The sequence below is a fragment of the Nonomuraea terrae genome (assembly GCF_004348995.1).
Lineage (GTDB): Bacteria > Actinomycetota > Actinomycetes > Streptosporangiales > Streptosporangiaceae > Nonomuraea > Nonomuraea terrae.
The window spans coordinates 14169-33319 of the sequence record NZ_SMKQ01000084.1; the positions used below are offsets into that span (position 1 = coordinate 14169).

Consider the following 19151-nt stretch of genomic DNA (forward strand, 5'->3'; position numbering starts at 1 on the left):
GGCGCCGATACGCCCCTTCCGGGGGCGCCGGTGGACAACGAGACACGAGGGCTCCTGCGCGGCGCGGTGACGCGCCCGGGAGCTGACGGGAGAACGCCCGCATGCTCGACAACGAGCCCAACGCCGGGGCCAATGGCCCCGACGGGGAGACAATTGAACAGCCCAAGGTGACCGAGCGCCGCCGCTCCGCCAGCCGCCCGGCGGGTCCCCCGCCGGAGCCGCCGGAGGAGTCGGCGTCCGTCCCGGTCACTGTCATCGCGGCGAAGGCCGCGCCGCAGGTCGCCGAGGTGCAACCGGTCCGGACGAACGCGGTGCAGCGTGCCGCGGGGGAGCCGGCGCCTGACATCGTGCGGGCGGCCGCCGAGGCGCCCACCGTCAAGACGGTTCCCGCTTTCGCCACGTCCCACGCCGGTGGCGCGCAGGAGAAGGGCGCCGCGGCCGGGGCCACCGGTGAGAGCGCCGCACGTGGCGCTGAGAGCGCCGCGGAGGGCGGCGCGGAGGGAACTGCCCAGCGTGGCGCTGAGGCCGCCGCAGGCGGTGCTGGGAGCGCCGCCGAGGGTGTGGCCGAGAAGCCGAAGCGGACGAGGACACGGTCCACCGCCACGACGACGCGGCGGCGTACGACGAAGAAGGCCGCGGAGACGGCGGCCGAGGTCTCTGAGGCGCCTGCCGCCGAGACCACCGAGACCGTGGAGAACGCCGAGACTGTCGAGCCGGTCGTCGAGGTGGCGCCGAAGCGGCGCCGTACGCGGAAGAAGACCGAGCCGGAAGAGGTCGTGGCCGCCCAGACGCCCGCCACTGAGGACATCACGGCCGGCCGGGACGGCGTCGCCGAAGTGGTGGCGCCCTCCGGCGGGCGTGAGGCCGCGGCGCCGTTCGGCACCGGCGAAGAGGCCGGTACGGACGTGTCGCCCGGCGGCACCGCTGACGTGGAGGCGCCCGTGAGTGGGGTCGCCGCGGCCGGGACCGCTGCTGTGAAGGGCCGTGTGGCGGCCGGGGCGCCGTCCGAGGACATCGCGGCGGAGACCGACGAGGACATCGAGGACGAGGACGTTGTCGAGATCCTGCCCGAGGACGAGCCGCTCGACGACGAGCCCGCCGGCGAGGACCTCGACGAGGACGACGTGCGGCCCAGCCTGCTCGCCGACCCCTTCGGCCTGACGGCGCAGCGGCAGAGCGACTCCACGGGCGCGTTCCAGCGGCCCGCGGCCATCTTCGCGCCGCTGTTCCAGGCGCCCGACCCGAGCCGCGCCACGCCTGTCGTGCCGCGCCGGGCGGAGCCGCCGCAGCCCGTCGTCGAGCCCGAGGACGTCGAGGAGCTCGCCGAAGAGGCGGTCGTCGAAGAAGAAGAAGAGATCGACGCCGACACCGACGAGCAGGAAGAAGAGGGCGGCAGCCGTCGCCGTCGCCGCCGCCGGGGCGGCAGGGGCCGCGGCAGGGCGCGCGAGCGCGACGAGGCCGAGGACGGCGAGGAGCAGGAAGAGGAGTCCGAGGAGGAGCAGCAGGAGGAGGAGTCTCAGGAGGAGTCCTCCACCTCGCGCCGCCGCCGGCGCCGCCGGCGCCGTGGCACCGAGGAGGTCGCAGAACCGGCCGGCGACGACCCGCCGAACACGGTGGTGCGCATCCGCGCCCCGCGCTCCGGGCGGGCGGCGCTCGACACCGCCACCGACGGCGTGCAGAGCGTGCGCGGCTCCACCCGGCTGGAGGCCAAGAAGCAGCGTCGCCGCGAGGGGCGCGAGCTCGGCCGCAGGCGTCCGCCGATCATCACCGAGTCCGAGTTCCTGGCCCGCCGCGAGTCGGTCGACCGCATGATGGTGGTCCGCCGCCAGGGCGACCGTACGCAGATGGCGGTGCTGGAGGACGGCGTCCTCGTCGAGCACTACGTCAACCGCGAGGCCAGCCAGTCCTACGTCGGCAACGTCTACCTCGGCAAGGTGCAGAACGTGCTGCCCTCGATGGAGGCGGCGTTCGTCGACATCGGCAAGGGCCGCAACGCGGTCCTCTACGCCGGCGAGGTCAACTTCGACACCGCCGGGATGGAGGGCCAGCCCAAGCGCATCGAGTCGGCGCTGAAGTCGGGCCAGTCGGTGCTCGTGCAGGTCACGAAGGACCCGATCGGCCACAAGGGCGCCCGGCTCACCTCGCAGATCAGCCTGCCCGGCCGCTACCTCGTGTACGTGCCCGACGGGTCGATGACCGGCATCAGCCGCAAGCTGCCCGACAAGGAGCGCACGCGGCTCAAGAGCATCCTGAAGAAGGTCATGCCGGAGAACGCCGGCGTGATCGTGCGTACGGCGGCCGAGGGCGCCTCCGAGGAGGAGCTGGCCCGTGACGTGGCCCGGCTGTCGGCGCAGTGGGAGAGCATCCAGAAGAAGGCCAAGTCGGCCAGCCCGCCCGAGCTGCTGTCGGCCGAGCCCGACCTGACCATCCGGGTCGTGCGCGACGTGTTCAACGAGGACTTCACCTCGCTGGTCGTGCAGGGCGACGATGCCTGGAACACCGTCGACGACTACGTCAAGTACGTCGCGCCGCACCTGGGCGAGCGGCTGACGAAGTGGGACAGCGACCAGGGCGACGTGTTCGAGTCGTACCGGATCGACGAGCAGCTGGCCAAGGCGCTGGATCGCAAGGTGTGGCTGCCGAGCGGCGGCTCGCTGGTGATCGACCGTACCGAGGCGATGACCGTCGTCGACGTCAACACCGGCAAGTTCACCGGCCAGGGCGGCAACCTCGAGGAGACCGTCACCAGGAACAACCTGGAGGCGGCCGAGGAGATCGTGCGCCAGCTGCGGCTGCGCGACATCGGCGGCATCATCGTGATCGACTTCATCGACATGGTGCTGGAGTCCAACCGTGACCTGGTGCTGCGCCGGATGCTGGAGTGCCTGGCCCGCGACAGGACCAAGCACCAGGTGGCCGAGGTCACCTCGCTGGGCCTGGTGCAGATGACCCGTAAGCGGGTCGGTCAGGGGCTGCTGGAGGCGTTCTCGACGCCGTGCGACTGCTGCAACGGGCGTGGCCTGATCATCTCCAACGAGCCGGTCGAGTCCAAGCCGGAGCCGCGTGGCACGCAGGGCAAGATGGCGGTGGAGAAGGCGGTCACGGACAAGGTTTCCGCGGCGAAGGACTCCTCCGGCCGTGATACCGTGACCGGTGCGCTTGAAGACGTCCCGGCTGAGGACGACCAGGCAAACCAGACTTCCGGCAGAGGGCGGCGACGCTCGCGCCGAGCCAAGTCGGCCGAGTAGTCCTCGGCGGACTTCCGACGTTCCGTCCGGTTCGCCTAGGGGCCCGTTAATCCGGTACCCTGGTGAACCGGTGCGTCAGGTGACGTGCCCTGTTGGCGCGCTTACTCGGTACGTCGGGTCACGACAGGCCGAATGACAGGCGCAACATTCGGCGGCCGCCTCTTCGTGAGGTGGCTGATGTTCGAAAGCCACAGTGAGTCAGTAGAAGGGTTCCGCGGTGTACGCGATCGTTCGTTGCGGCGGCAGGCAGCAGAAGGTCTCCGTCGGTGACGTCCTCGAGGTGGACAAGGTCGCCGGCGAGGTCGGCTCTTCGGTTTCGCTGCCGACGGTGCTCGTCGTCAACGATGGCGACGTGACCACCGAGGCGGGCAAGTTCACGGTCAACGCCGAGATCCTCGGCGAGACCAAGGGCCCGAAGATCCGGATTCTCAAGTACAAGAACAAGACCGGTTACAAGAAGCGCCAGGGTCACCGCCAGCGGTACACCCAGGTGAAGATCACCGGTATCGAGCAGGCCTGACGGGAGTTTGAGAGATGGCACACAAGAAGGGCGCGTCGTCCACCCGGAACGGCCGTGACTCCAACGCCCAGCGACTGGGCGTCAAGCGCTTCGGTGGCCAGCTGGTCAACGCGGGCGAGATCATCGTCCGGCAGCGTGGCACCCACTTCCACCCCGGTGACAACGTGGGCCGCGGTGGCGACGACACGCTGTTCGCGCTGGCCGCCGGTCACGTGCAGTTCGGTGTCAAGCGCGGCCGCCGGGCCGTGAGCATCGTCCCCGTCGCGGAGTAGGTTCGTCCGCGACTCGGGTTTCACGTCAAGGGGTGGATCGATCGGCTGGTCGATCCGCCCCTTTTCGTTTTCCGCGGTGGCCGCCGGGCGCCGGGGCATGAGATCCCGGACGGCCGGTGTTCAGATCGTGGGGCGGGGCCGGTGGCCTCGTACGTCGGAATGAGATGCCCCGGGTGGGGTGATGGAGGAATGCGGGATGCCGGACTTTGTGGACCAGGTGGTCCTTCACATCAAGGCCGGTGACGGAGGGAACGGGTGCGCCTCCATCCACCGGGAGAAGTTCAAGCCCCTCGGCGGCCCTGACGGCGGCAACGGAGGGCGCGGCGGCGACGTCATCCTCGAGGTCGATCCCAGCACCGCGACTCTGCTCGACTACCACCGCCGCCCCCACCGCAAGGCGGAGAACGGCAAGCAGGGCCAGGGCTCCCACCGCGACGGCGCCAACGGCGAGGACGTGATCCTGCCGGTGCCCAACGGCACCGTGGTCAAGGACGCCACGACGGGCGAGGTGCTGATCGACCTCGTGGGGGCCGGCACGCGGTATGTGATCGCTCAGGGCGGTCACGGCGGGCTCGGCAACGCGGCCCTGGCCTCCACCAAGCGCAAGGCCCCCGGGTTCGCGCTGCTCGGCGAGCCGGGCGACGGGCTCGACGTGGTCCTGGAGCTCAAGAGCGTCGCGGACGTGGCGCTGGTCGGGTTCCCCAGCGCGGGGAAGTCGTCGCTGATCGCGGCTCTGAGCGCGGCCAAGCCGAAGATCGCCGACTACCCGTTCACCACGCTGATCCCCAACCTGGGGGTGGTGACGGCGGGCGACCACGTGTTCACCGTGGCCGACGTGCCGGGGCTGATCCCCGGCGCCTCGCAGGGCAAGGGGCTGGGGCACGAGTTCCTGCGGCACGTCGAGCGGTGCGACATGCTCGTGCACGTCATCGACTGCGCCACGATGGAGCCGGGGCGCGACCCTGTCACCGACTACGAGGTGATCGAGGCGGAGCTGCGGGCGTACGGGAAGCTGGAGGACCGGCCGCGGCTGATCGTGCTGAACAAGGCCGACGTGCCCGACGCGCGGGAACTGGCCGAGCTCGTCACGCCCGAGTTCGAGGAGCGGGGGCTGCGGGTGTTCACGATCTCGGCGGCCACGCACGACGGGCTGCGGGAGCTCACGTACGCGATGGGCGAGTGGGTCGCGGCTGCCAGGGCCAACAAGCCGGTCGAGGAGCCGACGCGGCTGGTGATCCGGCCCAAGCAGTTCGGCGACGCCGGGTTCAAGGTGCGGCGGGTCAACGACAACATGTTCCAGATCACCGGCGAGAAGCCCGAGCGGTGGATCCGGCAGACCGACTTCAGCAACGACGAGGCGGTCGGCTATCTCGCCGACCGGCTCGAACGGCTGGGGGTCGAGCAGGAGCTGGCCAAGGCCGGCGCCGGCCCGGGGGCCGAGGTGGTCATCGGGCCGATGGAGGGCGGCTACGTCTTCGACTGGCAGCCGACGCTGCACGCCGAGTCCGTACGCCAGGGTCCGCGCGGCACCGACAACCGCCTGGGCTAGCACTCACGGGCGGAGGGTGGCTTCGGCGCCGCCGTCCGCGTACAGGATCTGGCCGGTCACGAAGGAGTTGTCGGGGCCGGCCAGCCAGGCGAGCAGAGAGGCGACCGGCTCCACCGGGCCGGGGAAGCCCAGCGGTTGCGGCATGGCCGACGACACGAGCGCGCGGGTCGCCGGGTCCGACAGGAACGCCTTCCTGGCCGACTCCGTGTCGACCACGCCGGGGGCGACGGCGTTGAGGGGGATGCCCGCGCCCGCCCATTCGGGGGCGAGGGCGGCGCGGCGGAGCCAGCGGTTGAGCGCCTGCTTGCTCGACGGGTAGATGACGCGGCCGCGCCCGGCTTCGGCCGCCCGGCGTCCGGCCTCGGCGGCGGCTTCCTCGTTCAGGGACAGGCAGGCTTCGACGATGTCGTCGTCGGCGGCCACGATCGCGCTCAGCGACGACACCGCGACCGCCCTCGGCGCCCCGGACGCCGCCAGCAGCGGACGCAGCCCTTCGAGGGTGGCGATCGTGCCGAAGAAGTTGAGGCGTACGGTCCGCTCCGACGGCATGCCTGTGCCCGCCACGGCGACCAGCCCGTCGACCCGGCCGCCCGAGGCCGCCGCGACCTCCGAGAACAGGCTCTCGCGGCCCTCGGGGGTGGTGAGGTCGGCGAGCACGTCGGCGTCGCGGACGTCGCAGCGGATGACCCGGTATCCGTCCTTGGCCAGCAGGTCGGCGGTGGCCGCGCCGATGCCCGAGGCGGCTCCGGTGACCACGTAGGTGCGCATTTCCATGCTTCTTACTACATCGACTGAACTGATGCAGTCAATGTAGCTATTCGAGTGGGTACGAGCGGATAGGCTGCCAGGCGTGCGGGAACAGATCGCCTCAGCGTCGAAAGTCGTGGTCAAGGTCGGCTCCTCCTCCCTCACGACCCCCCAGGGCATGATCGATGTCGATCGGGTGGACGCCCTGGTGGACGTGTTGGCGGCGCGGCGCCGTACCGGGACGCAGATCGTCCTGGTCTCCTCCGGGGCCATCGCGGCGGGCCTCGGCCCGCTCGGGCTGAGCGCGCGACCGCGCGACCTGGCCACCCAGCAGGCGGCCGCCTCCGTCGGGCAGGGCGTGCTCGTGGCCCGTTACACCTCCTCCTTCGCCCGCTACTCCCTGCGCGTCGGCCAGGTGCTGCTGACGGCCGACGACATGATGCGGCGCGCCAACCACGCCAACGCCCAGCGCACCCTCGACCGGCTGCTGGAGCTGGGCATCGTGCCCATCGTCAACGAGAACGACACCGTGGCCACCGACGAGATCCGCTTCGGCGACAACGACCGGCTGGCCGCGCTCGTGTCCCACCTGATCCACGCCGACGCGCTGGTGCTGCTGTCCGACGTGGACGCCCTCTACGACGGCCCGCCCAGCCGCCCCGGCACGCGGCGGCTGACGGAGGTGCGCGGGCCCGAGGACCTCGCCGGGGTCGAGCTGGGCAAGAACGGCGCCGCCGTCGGCACCGGCGGCATGGTGACCAAGGTGCAGGCGGCCAGGATCGCCACCGGGGCCGGCGTGCCCGTGGTGCTCACCGCCGCCGCCCACGCCGCGCAGGCGCTCGCCGGAGCCGACGCCGGCACGTACTTCCATCCCGGCGGCCGGCATCCCGGCACGCGCCTGCTCTGGCTCGCGCACGCCACCACCGGTCGCGGCCGGCTGCATCTCGACGAGGGAGCGGTGGAGGCCGTCGTGGCGCGGCGCAAGTCGCTGCTGCCGGCCGGGGTGACGTCGGTGGAGGGTGAGTTCGCGGCGGGCGACCCGGTGGACCTGTGCGGACCTCAGGGGCTCGTCGTGGCCCGCGGGCTGGTCAACTTCGACGCGACCGAGATCCCCGGCCTGCTCGGCCGCTCCACCAGGGAGCTGGCGAGCACGCTCGGTCCGGAATATGAACGCGAGCTGATCCACCGCGACGACATCGTCATACTGGAAGCCCACGCCTGAGCCTGCGAAGCGGAGCAGCAATGAGCACAGAGTTCCAGAAGGTCGCCCACGCGGCACGAGAGGCCGCCGCCGAGCTGGCCCCGCTGCCGCGGGCGCCGAAGGACCGGGCGTTGCGCGCGATCGCCGATGCCCTGGTCGCGCGGGCGGCCGAGATCATCGAGGCCAACGCCGACGACGTCGAGCGGGCCAGGCAGCAGGGCACGTCCGAGGCGATGATCGACCGGCTGCGGCTCGACGAGGCGAGGGTCGCGGCCGTCGCCGAGGCCGTGCGCCAGGTGGCCGACCTGCCCGACCCGGTCGGCGAGGTCGTCCACGGCGGCACGCTGCCCAACGGGCTGGAGCTGCGCCAGCTCAGGGTGCCGCTCGGCGTGATCGGCATCATCTACGAGGGTCGCCCCAACGTCACCGTCGACGCCGCCGCGCTCTGCCTGAAGAGCGGCAACGCGGTGCTGCTGCGCGGCTCGTCCAGCGCCTACTCCTCCAACACCGCCCTGGTGAGGATCATGCAGGAGGCGCTGGAGCCCACCGAGGTGCCCGCGGGGGCCGTGCAGCTCGTGCCCGGGGAGACCCGCGACTCGGTCAAGGAGCTCATGCGCGCCCGGGGGCTGGTCGACGTGCTGATCCCGCGCGGGGGCGCGTCCCTGATCAACGCGGTGGTCGAGGAGTCGTCCGTGCCGGTCATCGAGACCGGCGTCGGCAACTGCCACGTCTACGTCGACGCCGAGGCCGATGTCGAGCTCGCCGTGCAGATCCTGGTCAACGCCAAGGCGCAGCGGCCGTCGGTGTGCAACGCCGCCGAGACGTTCCTCGTGCACGAGGGCGTCGCCGACGCGTTCGTGCCCCGCGCGCTGGAGGCGTTGCGTGAGGCGGGGGTGACCGTCCACGGCGACGAGCGGATCGCCCGCTACGGCGAGGTCGTGCCCGTCACCGAGGACGACTTCTACGCCGAATACCTCTCCCTCGACATCGCCGCCGCCGTCGTCGGCTCGCTGGAGGAGGCGGTGGCCCACATCAGGCGGTACGGCTCCGGGCACACCGACGCCATCGTCACCAGCTCGCAGCGGGCCGCCCGCAGGTTCGTCTCGCTGGTCGACTCGGCGGCCGTCGCGGTCAACGCCTCGACCAGGTTCACCGACGGCGGCGAGTTCGGGTTCGGCGCGGAGATCGGCATCTCCACGCAGAAGCTGCACGCGCGCGGCCCGATGGGCCTGCCCGAGCTGACCTCCACCAAGTGGATCTATACGGGTGAGGGGCATTTGCGCACGTCAGAGGGAACGGTGGTGGCCGGTTAGGCGGCGTGTCGGCCTGACCCGCGCCCGGCCGCGTGGGTTGACTGGGAGGCATGGACATTGTCGTCGCCCTCGTCTTCTCGGCCGCGGTGCTCTTCGGTGCCGACCGTCTGCTGCTCTGGCTGGAGAGCCGGGGCCACGTCAACTGGCGCAGGAAAGGCCGCCGGCCGCTGCCGGACGAGCCCGCCACGGAGCTCGACCGGATGCTCACCGACCACACAGGCCGATAATCCTTCGGCGTGCCGCAAGCGGCGACGCGCGTACCGGCGCTAGGGTTGTGTCCCTTATGGGCGCGCCGGGCGGGGAGGGACGGTGAGCAAGCTCGGCAAGGTCGGGCCGTACACCTTGATCGAGCGGCTCGGCCGGGGTGGCATGGGTGAGGTCTACCTCGCCTCCACCCGCCGCGGCGAACGAGTCGCGCTGAAGGTCCTGCATGACCTGGCCGAGGACACGACCTCGCGCGTGCGGCTGGAGCGCGAGGTGCGCGCACTGCGCCGGGTCGAGAGCCCGTACGTCGCCAAGGTGCTCGACGCCGACCTCGACGGCGCCCGCCCCTACCTCGTCATGGAGCACATCGAGGGCGTGACGCTGCTCGAACGCGTCCGCCAGCAGGGCCCCCTCGACGTGTCCGGCCTCGTCGACCTGGCCCAGGGCATCGCCACCGCGCTGGCGATCATCCACGCGGCCGGGGTCGTCCACCGCGACCTCAAGCCTGGCAACATCATCATGGGCTCCGAGGGCCCCGTGCTGATCGACTTCGGCATCGCGCAGGTGCTCGACGCGACCCGGCTCACCATGACCGGCACGTTCCTCGGCACGCCCGGCTACACCGCGCCGGAGATCTTCGCCGACGAGCAGGTCGATTCGCCCGCCGACATCCACGCCTGGGCCGCCACGGTGGCGTTCGCGGCGACGGGGCGCCCGGCGTTCGGGCGGGGCACGGCCGAGGCGCAGATGTACGCGGTGCTCAACGGGCAGGCCGACCTCAAGGGCGTGCCCGTGGAGCTGCTGCCGCTGGTGCGGGCCGCACTCAACCGGGAGCCCGGCAAGCGGCCCACGGCGGCGCTGCTCGCGGACCGGCTGTCCCGGCTGGCCAAGGCGACCAGCGCGGGCGATGACCCACCCGCCGCCGACGCGGCCGAGGAGGCCGGCAAGGGCACGGCCACGCGCGGCAGGGGCGCCGAGGAGGCTCGCTCCGCCAGGAGCCGTCCCAACGCCGTGCCTGCCGAGGGGAAGGTGCCGGCGCCGCGCGGGCGTACCGGGAACAGGGCGGTGCCCGACGGCAAGAGCGCCGCGGTGGCGCGCACGCGCACGGGCGCCGACGGGAAGGGCGCCGCGGTGGCGCGGACCAGGACCGGCGCCGACGGCAAGGGCGCGGCCGCCGCGCGCGGGCGCACGGCGGCCGAGGGGAAGGTTCCGGTGCCGCGGGCGCGTGCGGGAGCCGAGGGGAAGGTCACCGGGCCGCGCCGGCGTACGGCGGCGGCCGTCCGGAGCCGCCCGGCGGCCGCCAAACCGCAGAACGGGCGCGCGGCCGGCCTGCGGTCCGAGTCGTCCACCACGCTGCCGGCGGGCAACGGCGCGCTGCTGCTGCTCGCGGTGCTGGCCGTGCCCTGTGTGGTGACGTCGGTGATCTGGCCGATCGCGTCGATCGCGATCACGACCGTGTTCGTGGTGCTCACCAGGACGTTGTGGATGAGCCACTGGATGGTCAGGAAGCGCAGCTCGCGGCGTACGCGGGTGGCGCTGCGGGTGCTGCTCTTCCCGGCCGCGCTGGCCGGGGCGGCGGCGACCGCCGTCGTGTGGCCGGGGCTGCCCGTCGCGGTGGCGTCGGGCGGAGCTCTCTGGGCGATCGGCGGCGGCGCGATCGACGCCGGCTGGTGGCAGCAGGCCGCGCCCGTGACGGTGGCCGGAGTGGTGTTCGGGATGTTCTGCGGTGGGATCACCGGCCGCGAGATCGAGAGGGTCGGGCAGCGGCTGCCCGACCTGCGCAGGGAGGGGCTGCGCGCACTGGCCGTGCTGGGCGGGTTCGTCGCCCTGTGCGCGGCCGCGGTGCGCGCCATCGCCTTGCTGCTGTGACCTGCCGCCGCTCCATCGCAGGTCTGGGCCCTGGGCCCGCCGCCTCGCCATCGTGGGCGCCGGCGGCGGGGACGCGGCTGATCAAGCGGATCGGCCGCGTGCCGTCTCGGATCAGCCCTGGCCGCCGTCGCGGCGGGAGAAGCGGTTGAAGATGCGCTCGCCCGCGTTCACGGCGCCCTCGGCCACGTCACGCAGCACGCCGATGAACGGGTCCTGCGACTGCTGCCATGAGGCGCGGTAGGACTCGGCCGCCGCCTTGATCTCGTCGGTCACCCGCGCGTCGGAGTCGTCTTCCCTGCGGGGGTAGTTACCGGCGATGATGCTGTCGTACTCGCCGCTGCGCTGCCACTTGTCCAGCTCGGCCACGCGCACCACCGCGAACGGGTGGGTCGTGCCGAGCAGGTTGAGGACCTTGAGGAAGCCGTCGCGAAGGTCGCCCGCTGTGTCGTACTCGTGGAACTGCTCGAGGAACGCCTCGATGTTCATCTCGTGCATGTAGGAGCCGCCGGCCAGCTTCATCAGCGCGCGCTTGGCCGCCTCGGGGTCCTGACCGACGAGCAGGCCGCCGCGGTCGGAGGACAGCTCGGACTTGCGGTACCACTCCTCCAGGCCCGCGACGATCGCGCGCAGGCCGATGTAGCCCAGCGGGATCCAGGCGACGCGCGTGGCGAGGCGGGTGAGGATGTCGAGCATCGTGCGGTAGACCGCGTGCCCCGACAGGATGTGGGAGGTCTCGTGACCGATGACGAAGCGCTGCTCCTCCTCGTTCATGAGGTTGAGCAGGCCGGTGGTGACGACGATGAACGGGTCGTCGAAGCCGATGGCCTTGGCCTGGACCTGTGGATCCTGCTGGATGTAGATCTCGGGGATCCGGTGCAGGTCGAGGGTGTAGGCGGCGTCGCGGCCCATGTCGTAGATCGAGCGGAACTGGGTCTCGCTCACACGCACGGCCGAGGCCAGGTACATCAGACGTAGCCTTCGCTCGCTGATGAGGCCGGACATCTGCTTGAGAACTGTGTCGAACCCACTCAGCTTGCGCAGAGCGACCAGCGCGGACCGGTCTGCGGGGTGTTCGTAGGCTCGAGACGAGATGCCGGGCAGTTGGACGCGGTTGCGGTCCGGGGTGGTCGTCATGCCCGGCATGCTACGTCCGCAACGGAAGTGATGCGCGGTCATCACCAAGGGGGGTCCCATCATGTTGGTGGGATGCGTCCGCGTAAGGTCCGTTTCATGATGAATGCGCCCAGTGTGCCGGGTAAGCGGCGAGTGGGGGTGATGGGCGGGACGTTCGATCCCATCCATCATGGGCACCTCGTCGCCGCCAGTGAGGTGGCTCACCATTTCCAGCTTGACGAGGTCGTCTTCGTGCCGACCGGGCGGCCGTACCAGAAGTCGGGACGTGACGTGTCGGCGGCCGAGGATCGCTACCTGATGACGGTCATCGCCACCGCCTCGAACCCCCGCTTCTCGGTCAGCCGGGTGGACATCGACCGCCCAGGGCCGACGTTCACCATCGATACTTTGCGCGATATTTCGCGAATTTATGGGCCTGACGCTGAGCTGTTCTTCATCACCGGCGCGGACGCGCTCGGCGCGATCCTCGGCTGGCAGAACGCGGGGGAGCTGTTCGATCTCGCCCACTTCGTCGGCTGCACACGCCCGGGGCACACACTGCACGACCCCGGGCTGCCGGAAGGCCGGGTGACGCTGCTGGAGATCCCCGCCCTGGCCATCTCCTCGTCCGAGTGCCGGCAGCGCGTCGCCAAGGGCGAGCCCATCTGGTACCTCGTGCCCGACGGGATCGTGCAGTACATCAACAAGCGGGGCCTCTACCAGTCAGGTTGAGGGTGACGGCGGCGCAGGTGAGGGGTCTCGGCCCGGAAGGGTACCCTCAACTTAAGGGCATGCTGCCGACACAGGAGGACAGACCCGCATCGTGACCGCATCTGAGAGATCCGTCCAGCTCGTGCGCATCGCCGCGGAAGCCGCGGCCGACAAGCTGGCCGATGACATCCTGGCCTACGACGTGAGCGAGCAACTCGTCATCACCGACGCCTTCCTGCTCTGCTCCGCCACCAACGACCGGCAGGTCCGCGCCATCGTCGACGAGATCGAGGAGCGGCTGCGCGCCGAGGCCGACGTCAAGCCCGTGCGCCGCGAGGGCGAGCGCGAGGGCCGCTGGGTGCTGCTCGACTTCATCGACATCGTCGTGCACGTGCAGCACGAGGAAGACCGTACGTTCTACGCGCTCGAGCGCCTGTGGAAGGACTGCCCGGCCATCGCGCTGCCGGAGAGCGTCCTGCAGGCCAACCTCCAGCGAGCGCGCTCTTGAGCAAGCGGATCGTATGTCTGCGACACGGGCAGACTCTGTGGAACGTTGAGCAGCGCTTCCAGGGCCACTCCGACATCCCCCTCGACGAGACCGGCGTGGCGCAGGCCGTGAGGGCAGCGTCGTTGCTGGCCTCGCTGCGCCCCACGCAGATCGTCTCCTCCGACCTCCAGCGGGCCAACGACACGGCGCTCGCGCTGGGTCGGCTCGTCGGGCTCGACGTGGCGGTCGACAAGGACTTCCGCGAACGAGGCGGCGGCGAGTGGGAGGGGCTGACCCGCGAAGAGATCGCCGCGCGGTGGCCCTCGGAGTACGTCGCCTGGGAAGCGCCCGGCGGCGAGTCCGTCACCGACGTGGCCGCCCGGGTGGCGGCCGCCATGCGCCGGTGGGTGGCTCGCCTGGACGACGATGGCCTGCTCGTCGTGGCCTCGCACGGTGCCGCGCTGCGGCTCGGCATCTGCGAGCTGCTCGGGCTGCCTGAGGAGCTGTGGCCCGCGCTGGGCGGGCTCGGCAACTGCTCCTGGTCCGTCCTGCAGGAAGGACGCAAGGGCTGGCGGCTGCTGGAGCACAACGCCGGCACCCTGCCCGAGCCGATCCACAGCGACGACCGGCCCGACGCCGAGGTCTAGGACCTAGAACTCTGTCCGTGCGGCTCGGGGGCCGTGCGGATGCGCGGTGTAGTCGCTGAGGGTGATGGCCGCGGCGGCGCGGTCGTTCATGCGCTTGATCAGGCTCTTGCCCGGCAGGTACGGGAGCAGGCGCATGGTCTGGTTGCGCCGCCAGATCTGTGACCTCGTCCGAGGGACGAGGAATTTGTCGGCTCCGCGCGCTTGGCGGTGGCAGATGGCGACATAGGGCCGTATCCGGTCCTCGTAGCGGGTGAACGCCGTCCGGTGGTCGCCGGCCATCGCCAGCTCGCCCGCCAGGACGTACGCGGCGATCAGCGCCAGCCCGGTGCCCATGCCGCCCGGGCCGGGGGCGTACCCGGCGTCGCCCAGCAGGACCACCCGGCCCGCCGAGTAACGCGGCAGGACGACCTGGGCGGCGGGGGAGAAGAAGAAGTCCTCCGCCGTGCGCATCGCCTCCAGCAGGCGCGGGATCTCCCAGCCGAGGCCGTCGAAGGCCGCCGCGATGATCTCCTGATGCTGCGAGCGGTCGTCGTGGTCGTAGGCCAGCGGGGGTGAGGCGAAGTCGAGCGCGGCCCGGGTCTGGCCGGAGGCGCTCGTGATCATGGCGCATCTGCCGGGGACGCTGAACATGAGGCCCTCGTGGTCGAGTCCGTAGGTGTCGGGGACCGAGAAGACGGCGCCGTACATTCCCAGGTGGCGGATGGGGGACGGGGTGGCGAAGGCCGGCTCGCGCACCCGGGATCGCACGCCGTCGGCGCCCACGACGAGGTCGAACGTGCGGGGCGCGGACCGCTCGAAGGTGACGTGGACGCCGCCGGGTGTCTCGGTCAGCGAGGTCACGGAGTCGTCGAAGACGTACTCGGCGTCGGCGGCGGCCTCGTGCAGGATGCGGCTCAGGGTGCCGCGCAGGATCTCGATCTCGCCGCTGAACGCCTCGGAGGGCAGCTTCGCCAGGTGCCTGCCCGTGTCGCCGACGATCGTGATGTCGCCCATGCGGGTCTGCGAGCGGCGTACGGCGTCGAGGATGCCCATGCGGGCGAGCACCCGCAGTTGCGGCGCGCCGCGGAAGTCGACGGCCTGACCGCCGGGGCGCAGGCCCGGCGCCCGCTCCACGACGGTGGGGTGGCTGCCGTGGCGCGCCAGCCAGTGGGCGAGCGCGGGCCCCGCGATGCCCCCGCCGGAGATCAGCACCTTGAGACCACGCATCGCACGGCTCCTCGCTCTTCGTTTACGGTGTACGCGGACTGTAGGACGAGGGTGTTGACGAGGCAATATGTACTAGTGCTGCGCCTTGTGGTCAGCTGGAGTGACGAGCCGAGGCGCTTCTGGTGCACTAGAGCACCGGAGAAGGAGGCCGGGTGACGCGAGACGAGGCGCCGTACCTGCGGATCGCTGAGGAGTTGCGGCGGAGGATCACCTCGGGGGAGCTGGCGGCCGGGGACAGGCTGCCCTCCACCCGGCAGATCATCCGTGAATGGGGGGTGGCGATGGCCACCGCCAGCAAGGTGCTGGGCAGGTTGCAGGAGGAGGGGCTCGCGCGCGCCGTGCCCGGCGTGGGGACGGTCGTGGCCGGGCGCGAGGCGCCGGGGTCCCGCGCGCCGGAGCTGACCAGGCGGCGCATCGTCCGGACGGCCGTGGCGATCGCCGACGCGGAGGGGCTCGAGGCCGTCTCCATGCGCCGCGTCGCCGCCGAGCTCAGAGCCTCCGCCATGTCGCTGTACCGGTACGTGGCGGGCAAGGGCGAGCTCGTGCACCTGATGGCCGACGCCGTCTATGGGGAGGACCCACCGCAGGACCGGATCCCGCGCGGCTGGCGGCAGCAGCTGGAGACGGGGATGCGCCGGCTGTGGGGGATCTACCGGCGCCATCCCTGGCTCGCTCACGCGGTCTCGCTGACCCGGCCCGAGTTCGTCCGCAACGGGATGGCTCACACCGACCGGCTCCTGCGCGCCGTGGACGGTCTGGGCCTGGACCCGAACACGATGCTGCACGCCGTGGTGTCCCTCGTGAACTTCGCCCGCGGCACCGCCGTCAGCCTGGCGGCCGAGGAGCAGGCGCGTACGGAGACGGGCATCACCGACGACGAGTGGATCAGGGACAGGGAGTCGGAGCTGGCCGAGTTGTTCGTCTCGGGCGCCTTCCCCACCCTGGCCAAGGTCGTGGGGCGGCCCGGGCTGGACATGGACCTGGACTCCATCTTCGCGTTCGGCCTGCGCCGGCAGCTCGACGGCCTGGCCGTTCTGGTGGCCAGGGCGCGGGACGGGCGGCGCGATTAGGCGTATGAGGCCGGATGGCTATATGCTCTCCGAGCGCCGCAACGGGTGTACTCGAAGCGGTGACCAGGGGCTATGGCGCAGTTGGTAGCGCGCCTCCATGGCATGGAGGAGGTCTGGGGTTCGAATCCCCATAGCTCCACCTGGTTTTTCTCCGCCGTCTCAGGCGGTCGTACGACGAGTGCGTCGCAGGGATCATCGCTTCTGCGGCGAAGCCCGGTTCCTCCGGAGAGGGCGACGCCGCCCCCGGGCCCGTTCGTGCCCGCCTCCCGGCCGGCGATGGTGGCGGGCCGGAATCTGGAGACGGCGAACTCGGCCGTGGGATTCGGCACCGACTGCGCCGAGGCGCTCGGCCGGCCGCCGCGTCGCTGCCTTTCATCGATGTTCGCGAGGTGCTGCCGGTCGCCGCGGCGCGGTATCTCGCTCGGGTTCTGCGCGGTCGCCGTCGCGTTCACCGGCGGCCGCGGTCTCCGACGTCGGCGGCGGCCTGTTGCTCGACGCCATCGGACGCGCAGGGCGAGGTCTCCCGGTCGCGACCGGTCTTCCCCTATCCGCTGATGGCCGCCTCTGACGGCACCGGCAGCATCGACCAGGCGGCCAACTTCGTGCCCGCGCCGCCGCGGCGTCCGTCGCAGGACGTCATCCCGTGGATCGGCGGTCACCTGCACGAGCTGCGCGGACCGGTGGCGCGCTGGAGGAGTCGGTATGCATGCGAAAGGCCGGGCTGCTCGGATGAGCCCGGCCTTTGTGGCGATGCGTCAGTGCTGGATCACCTGACGGTGCGCCGCCTTGCTGGCGGGGACCGCCGTCAGGCTGAGGATCACCGTGATGACGCCGACGACCCAGGACGTCCACGACGCACCCATGCTCTGGGTGTACGTGATGACCCAGGGAGCGACGAACAGCAGGACGCCCCAGAGGGCGTTGAGCCATTCCGTGGCGACCACTCCCGGGTTCGCGAGCGACACCAGAGAGGTGACCGCGGTGAGGACACCCAGCACGATCAGTGAGGGCGCGGCGCCCGACGCGCCGTTGACCCAGATCGGGGAGAGTGCCGCGTAGATACCGGCGACCAGGGTGACCCAGTCCTGCCAGCGTGACCATGCCTTCATGAGAACCTCCGCCGATGGCGTTTGCGAGGCTGGCCTGTTTGGTCAGTCGTAAACCGCACAACTTCCGGAGATGAGATGCGATTCCACTGCGACATGTGACATTGCGCACAATTTCCGGAAGTTGTCTTCCTCAATTACGACATATCCAAAGAGATGGCCTCGCCGCCCGCGTGAAGGAAGATTTCTCGCCAAGACTTCTTGGGGCTACCCGCGGTAGCGATCGGCCAGTTCGTACGCCGTCTCGGCCAGGCGATCGCGCAGGGCCGCGGGTGAGAGGACCTCGGCGTCCGTGCCCAGCCGGAGGAACTCGCCGGTCGCGTGCTCGATCGACTCGATCGGCACCGTGACGCGGGTCCAGCCGTCCTCGTCCGGGGGCTGCGCGCTCGCCCGTGCCGCCGTCACCACCCCGGGCGTCATGAGGTCGGGCAGCCGTTCCAGGCCGCGCGGCGACAGCCTCACCACGGCCTCGCCCCAGCGCAACCTGGCCTCGAACTCGACCAGGTAGCCCCGCCAGTACTCCGCCAGGTCGAACCCGTCCGGGCGGACGAACCTCTCCGGGAGCCGGTGCAGGCCGAGGATCTGCGACACCCGGTAGGTGCGGACGTCGCCGTCCGTCCGCGCGACCACGTACCACTGCCCGGCCTTGACGACGAGCCCGTAGGGCTCCAGCCGCCGCTCCACCTCCTGCGGCGCCTTCCACCGGCGGTATCTGACCTGGATGCGGCGTTCGTTCCACACGGCGTCGGCCACGGCGGGCAGGAAGGTCAGCGGGTCCTGGTCGCGATACCACGTGGGCGCGTCCAGGTGGAACCGCTCACGGATGCGGCTCGCGCGGTCGCGCAGCTCGACCGGGAGCGCGGCCATCAGCTTGAGCTGCGCCGCCGTCACCACCGCGCCGAGGCCCAGCTCGGCCGCCGGGCCGGGCAGCCCTGCCAGGAACAGGGACTCGGCCTCCTCGGTCGTCAGGCCCGTGAGCCTGGTGCGGTAGCCGTCGAGGAGCTGGTATCCGCCCTTGGGGCCCGCGTCGCCGTACAGGGGGATGCCGGCGGTGTGCAGGGACTCGACGTCGCGGTAGATCGTGCGTACGGAGACCTCCAGGCGCTCGGCCAGATCCTGCGCCGTCATCCGGCCGCGCGTCTGCAGCAACAGCAGGATCGAGACGAGGCGGGAGGCGCGCATATCACTGACACTACATGTCAGTGACCCGGGCGTAGGTTCGCCCGCATGAACGACTTCGACTTTCTCGCAGGCCACTGGAACGTCATCAACCGACGGCTGGTGAAGCCGCTCTCCGGGAGCGCGGAATGGGACGAGTTCCCGGGACGATCGGTCGCCACCCGGCATTTCGGCGGCGCGGCCAGCTTCGATGAGATCGAGTTCCCGACCAAGGGATTCAGCGGCCTGACCGTGCGCGTGTACGACGCCGTGGCGCGGGCGTGGTCCCTCTACTGGGCCGGCAGCGCTCAGGGCGCGCTCGACACCTCCCCGATGGTGGGCGCGTTCGACGGGAACCGGGGTGAGTTCTACGGCGAGGAGACCTGCGACGGCAGGCTGGTGCGGTGCCGCTTCGTCTGGACGGTCGCCGACGACGGCACCGCGCGCTGGGAGCAGGCGTTCTCGCCCGACGACGGGCGTACCTGGGAGACGAACTGGACGATGGACTTCACGCGAGCCTGACGGGCTGCGGCTGATAGGCGTGCGCACGGGCGTCGGCGCTGTTCGCCCAGAGGATCACGGCCACGGCCGCCGCGGCGAGGAGCAGGACGGAGCCACCGGTGACGATCACCCACCACCAGGCCGATCTAGGAGGCTTCATCTCGTAGTGCGATACGTCGGGCAGCATGTCCGGGGTGTACGGCAGTCGCTGGGTGGCGGGGTGCTCCGG

19 protein-coding genes and 1 tRNA gene are annotated in these 19151 nt (G+C 71.2%); 14 read left to right on the plus strand and 6 right to left on the minus strand.

Translation table 11 applies throughout. The features are described from left to right. Nucleotides 1-101 precede the first annotated feature (101 nt). The 4 genes from E1286_RS24880 (at nt 102) to obgE (ending at nt 5589) form a co-directional block, all read left to right on the plus strand. The gene (locus E1286_RS24880) at nt 102-3248 is read left to right on the plus strand and encodes a ribonuclease E/G (protein WP_246075097.1); all 3147 of its coding nucleotides are present in this window, start codon (nt 102-104) and stop codon (nt 3246-3248) included. A 217-nt stretch (nt 3249-3465) separates the two neighbouring features. Then, a complete protein-coding gene (gene rplU / locus E1286_RS24885) occupies nt 3466-3768 on the plus strand; it encodes a 50S ribosomal protein L21 (protein ID WP_080046162.1) in 303 nt (100 codons plus the stop codon). Between the two features lie 14 nt (nt 3769-3782). Further along, nucleotides 3783-4040, plus strand: a complete 258-nt coding sequence (gene rpmA, locus E1286_RS24890; RefSeq protein WP_012893687.1) for a 50S ribosomal protein L27 — start codon at nt 3783-3785, stop codon at nt 4038-4040. 196 nt (nt 4041-4236) lie between these two features. Then, complete coding sequence (obgE, locus tag E1286_RS24895) at nt 4237-5589, plus strand: GTPase ObgE (RefSeq protein ID WP_132615949.1); 1353 nt, start codon at nt 4237-4239, stop codon at nt 5587-5589. Nucleotides 5590-5592: 3 nt separating this feature from the next. Here the strand turns inward: obgE and E1286_RS24900 are convergent, their stop codons facing one another. Beyond that, nucleotides 5593-6357 carry an SDR family oxidoreductase gene (locus tag E1286_RS24900; protein ID WP_223190341.1) on the minus strand — a complete coding sequence of 255 codons (765 nt, stop codon included), beginning with the start codon at nt 6355-6357 and terminating at the stop codon, nt 5593-5595. 82 nt (nt 6358-6439) lie between these two features. Between E1286_RS24900 and proB the strand changes: the two genes are divergently transcribed. The 4 genes from proB (at nt 6440) to E1286_RS24915 (ending at nt 10923) form a co-directional block, all read left to right on the plus strand. Then, nucleotides 6440-7558, plus strand: coding sequence for a glutamate 5-kinase (gene proB / locus E1286_RS24905; RefSeq protein ID WP_397057054.1), 1119 nt, complete (start codon nt 6440-6442; stop codon nt 7556-7558). A 20-nt stretch (nt 7559-7578) separates the two neighbouring features. Then, nucleotides 7579-8850 (plus strand): glutamate-5-semialdehyde dehydrogenase, encoded by a 1272-nt coding sequence (locus E1286_RS24910; protein WP_132615953.1) that lies wholly within the window; start codon nt 7579-7581, stop codon nt 8848-8850. Between the two features lie 50 nt (nt 8851-8900). After that, nucleotides 8901-9077: a hypothetical protein gene (locus E1286_RS48085; protein WP_165969899.1), complete on the plus strand. Its 177-nt coding sequence runs from the start codon at nt 8901-8903 to the stop codon at nt 9075-9077. Between the two features lie 82 nt (nt 9078-9159). Next, nucleotides 9160-10923: a serine/threonine-protein kinase gene (locus E1286_RS24915; RefSeq protein WP_132615955.1), complete on the plus strand. Its 1764-nt coding sequence runs from the start codon at nt 9160-9162 to the stop codon at nt 10921-10923. Nucleotides 10924-11034: 111 nt separating this feature from the next. Here E1286_RS24915 and E1286_RS24920 read toward each other — a convergent pair whose 3' ends face one another. Then, nucleotides 11035-12057: a M48 family metallopeptidase gene (locus E1286_RS24920; protein ID WP_132615957.1), complete on the minus strand. Its 1023-nt coding sequence runs from the start codon at nt 12055-12057 to the stop codon at nt 11035-11037. Between the two features lie 96 nt (nt 12058-12153). Between E1286_RS24920 and nadD the strand changes: the two genes are divergently transcribed. The 3 genes from nadD (at nt 12154) to E1286_RS24935 (ending at nt 13881) form a co-directional block, all read left to right on the plus strand. Further along, nucleotides 12154-12768, plus strand: coding sequence for a nicotinate-nucleotide adenylyltransferase (gene nadD / locus E1286_RS24925; protein ID WP_132615959.1), 615 nt, complete (start codon nt 12154-12156; stop codon nt 12766-12768). Nucleotides 12769-12859: 91 nt separating this feature from the next. Beyond that, nucleotides 12860-13255 carry a ribosome silencing factor gene (gene rsfS / locus E1286_RS24930; protein ID WP_132615961.1) on the plus strand — a complete coding sequence of 132 codons (396 nt, stop codon included), beginning with the start codon at nt 12860-12862 and terminating at the stop codon, nt 13253-13255. Beyond that, on the plus strand, nt 13252-13881 hold the full coding sequence (locus E1286_RS24935) for a histidine phosphatase family protein (protein WP_132615963.1): 630 nt from the start codon (nt 13252-13254) through the stop codon (nt 13879-13881). The genes rsfS and E1286_RS24935 overlap by 4 nt, the downstream gene beginning before the upstream one ends. Before the next feature lie 3 nt (nt 13882-13884). Here the strand turns inward: E1286_RS24935 and E1286_RS24940 are convergent, their stop codons facing one another. Then, the gene (locus E1286_RS24940; protein ID WP_132615965.1) at nt 13885-15087 is read right to left on the minus strand and encodes an FAD-dependent monooxygenase; all 1203 of its coding nucleotides are present in this window, start codon (nt 15085-15087) and stop codon (nt 13885-13887) included. 152 nt (nt 15088-15239) lie between these two features. Between E1286_RS24940 and E1286_RS24945 the strand changes: the two genes are divergently transcribed. Beyond that, entirely contained in the window at nt 15240-16157 is a 918-nt protein-coding gene (locus E1286_RS24945) for a TetR/AcrR family transcriptional regulator C-terminal domain-containing protein (RefSeq protein WP_132615967.1), read from the plus strand. Between the two features lie 66 nt (nt 16158-16223). After that, a tRNA-Ala gene (locus tag E1286_RS24950) sits at nt 16224-16296 on the plus strand. A gap of 616 nt (nt 16297-16912) precedes the next feature. On the opposite strand, the gene E1286_RS24955 is transcribed toward E1286_RS24950, so the two are convergent. Then, a complete protein-coding gene (locus E1286_RS24955; RefSeq protein WP_132615969.1) occupies nt 16913-17266 on the minus strand; it encodes an SPW repeat protein in 354 nt (117 codons plus the stop codon). A gap of 204 nt (nt 17267-17470) precedes the next feature. Further along, the gene (locus E1286_RS24960) at nt 17471-18445 is read right to left on the minus strand and encodes a helix-turn-helix transcriptional regulator (protein ID WP_132615971.1); all 975 of its coding nucleotides are present in this window, start codon (nt 18443-18445) and stop codon (nt 17471-17473) included. Nucleotides 18446-18490: 45 nt separating this feature from the next. Between E1286_RS24960 and E1286_RS24965 the strand changes: the two genes are divergently transcribed. Continuing rightward, complete coding sequence (locus E1286_RS24965) at nt 18491-18943, plus strand: hypothetical protein (protein WP_132615973.1); 453 nt, start codon at nt 18491-18493, stop codon at nt 18941-18943. Here E1286_RS24965 and E1286_RS24970 read toward each other — a convergent pair. Beyond that, nucleotides 18930-19151 (minus strand): hypothetical protein (locus E1286_RS24970; protein ID WP_223190343.1); only part of this gene is annotated, 222 nt, incomplete at its 5' end. The two genes, E1286_RS24965 and E1286_RS24970, sit on opposite strands and share 14 nt — an antisense overlap.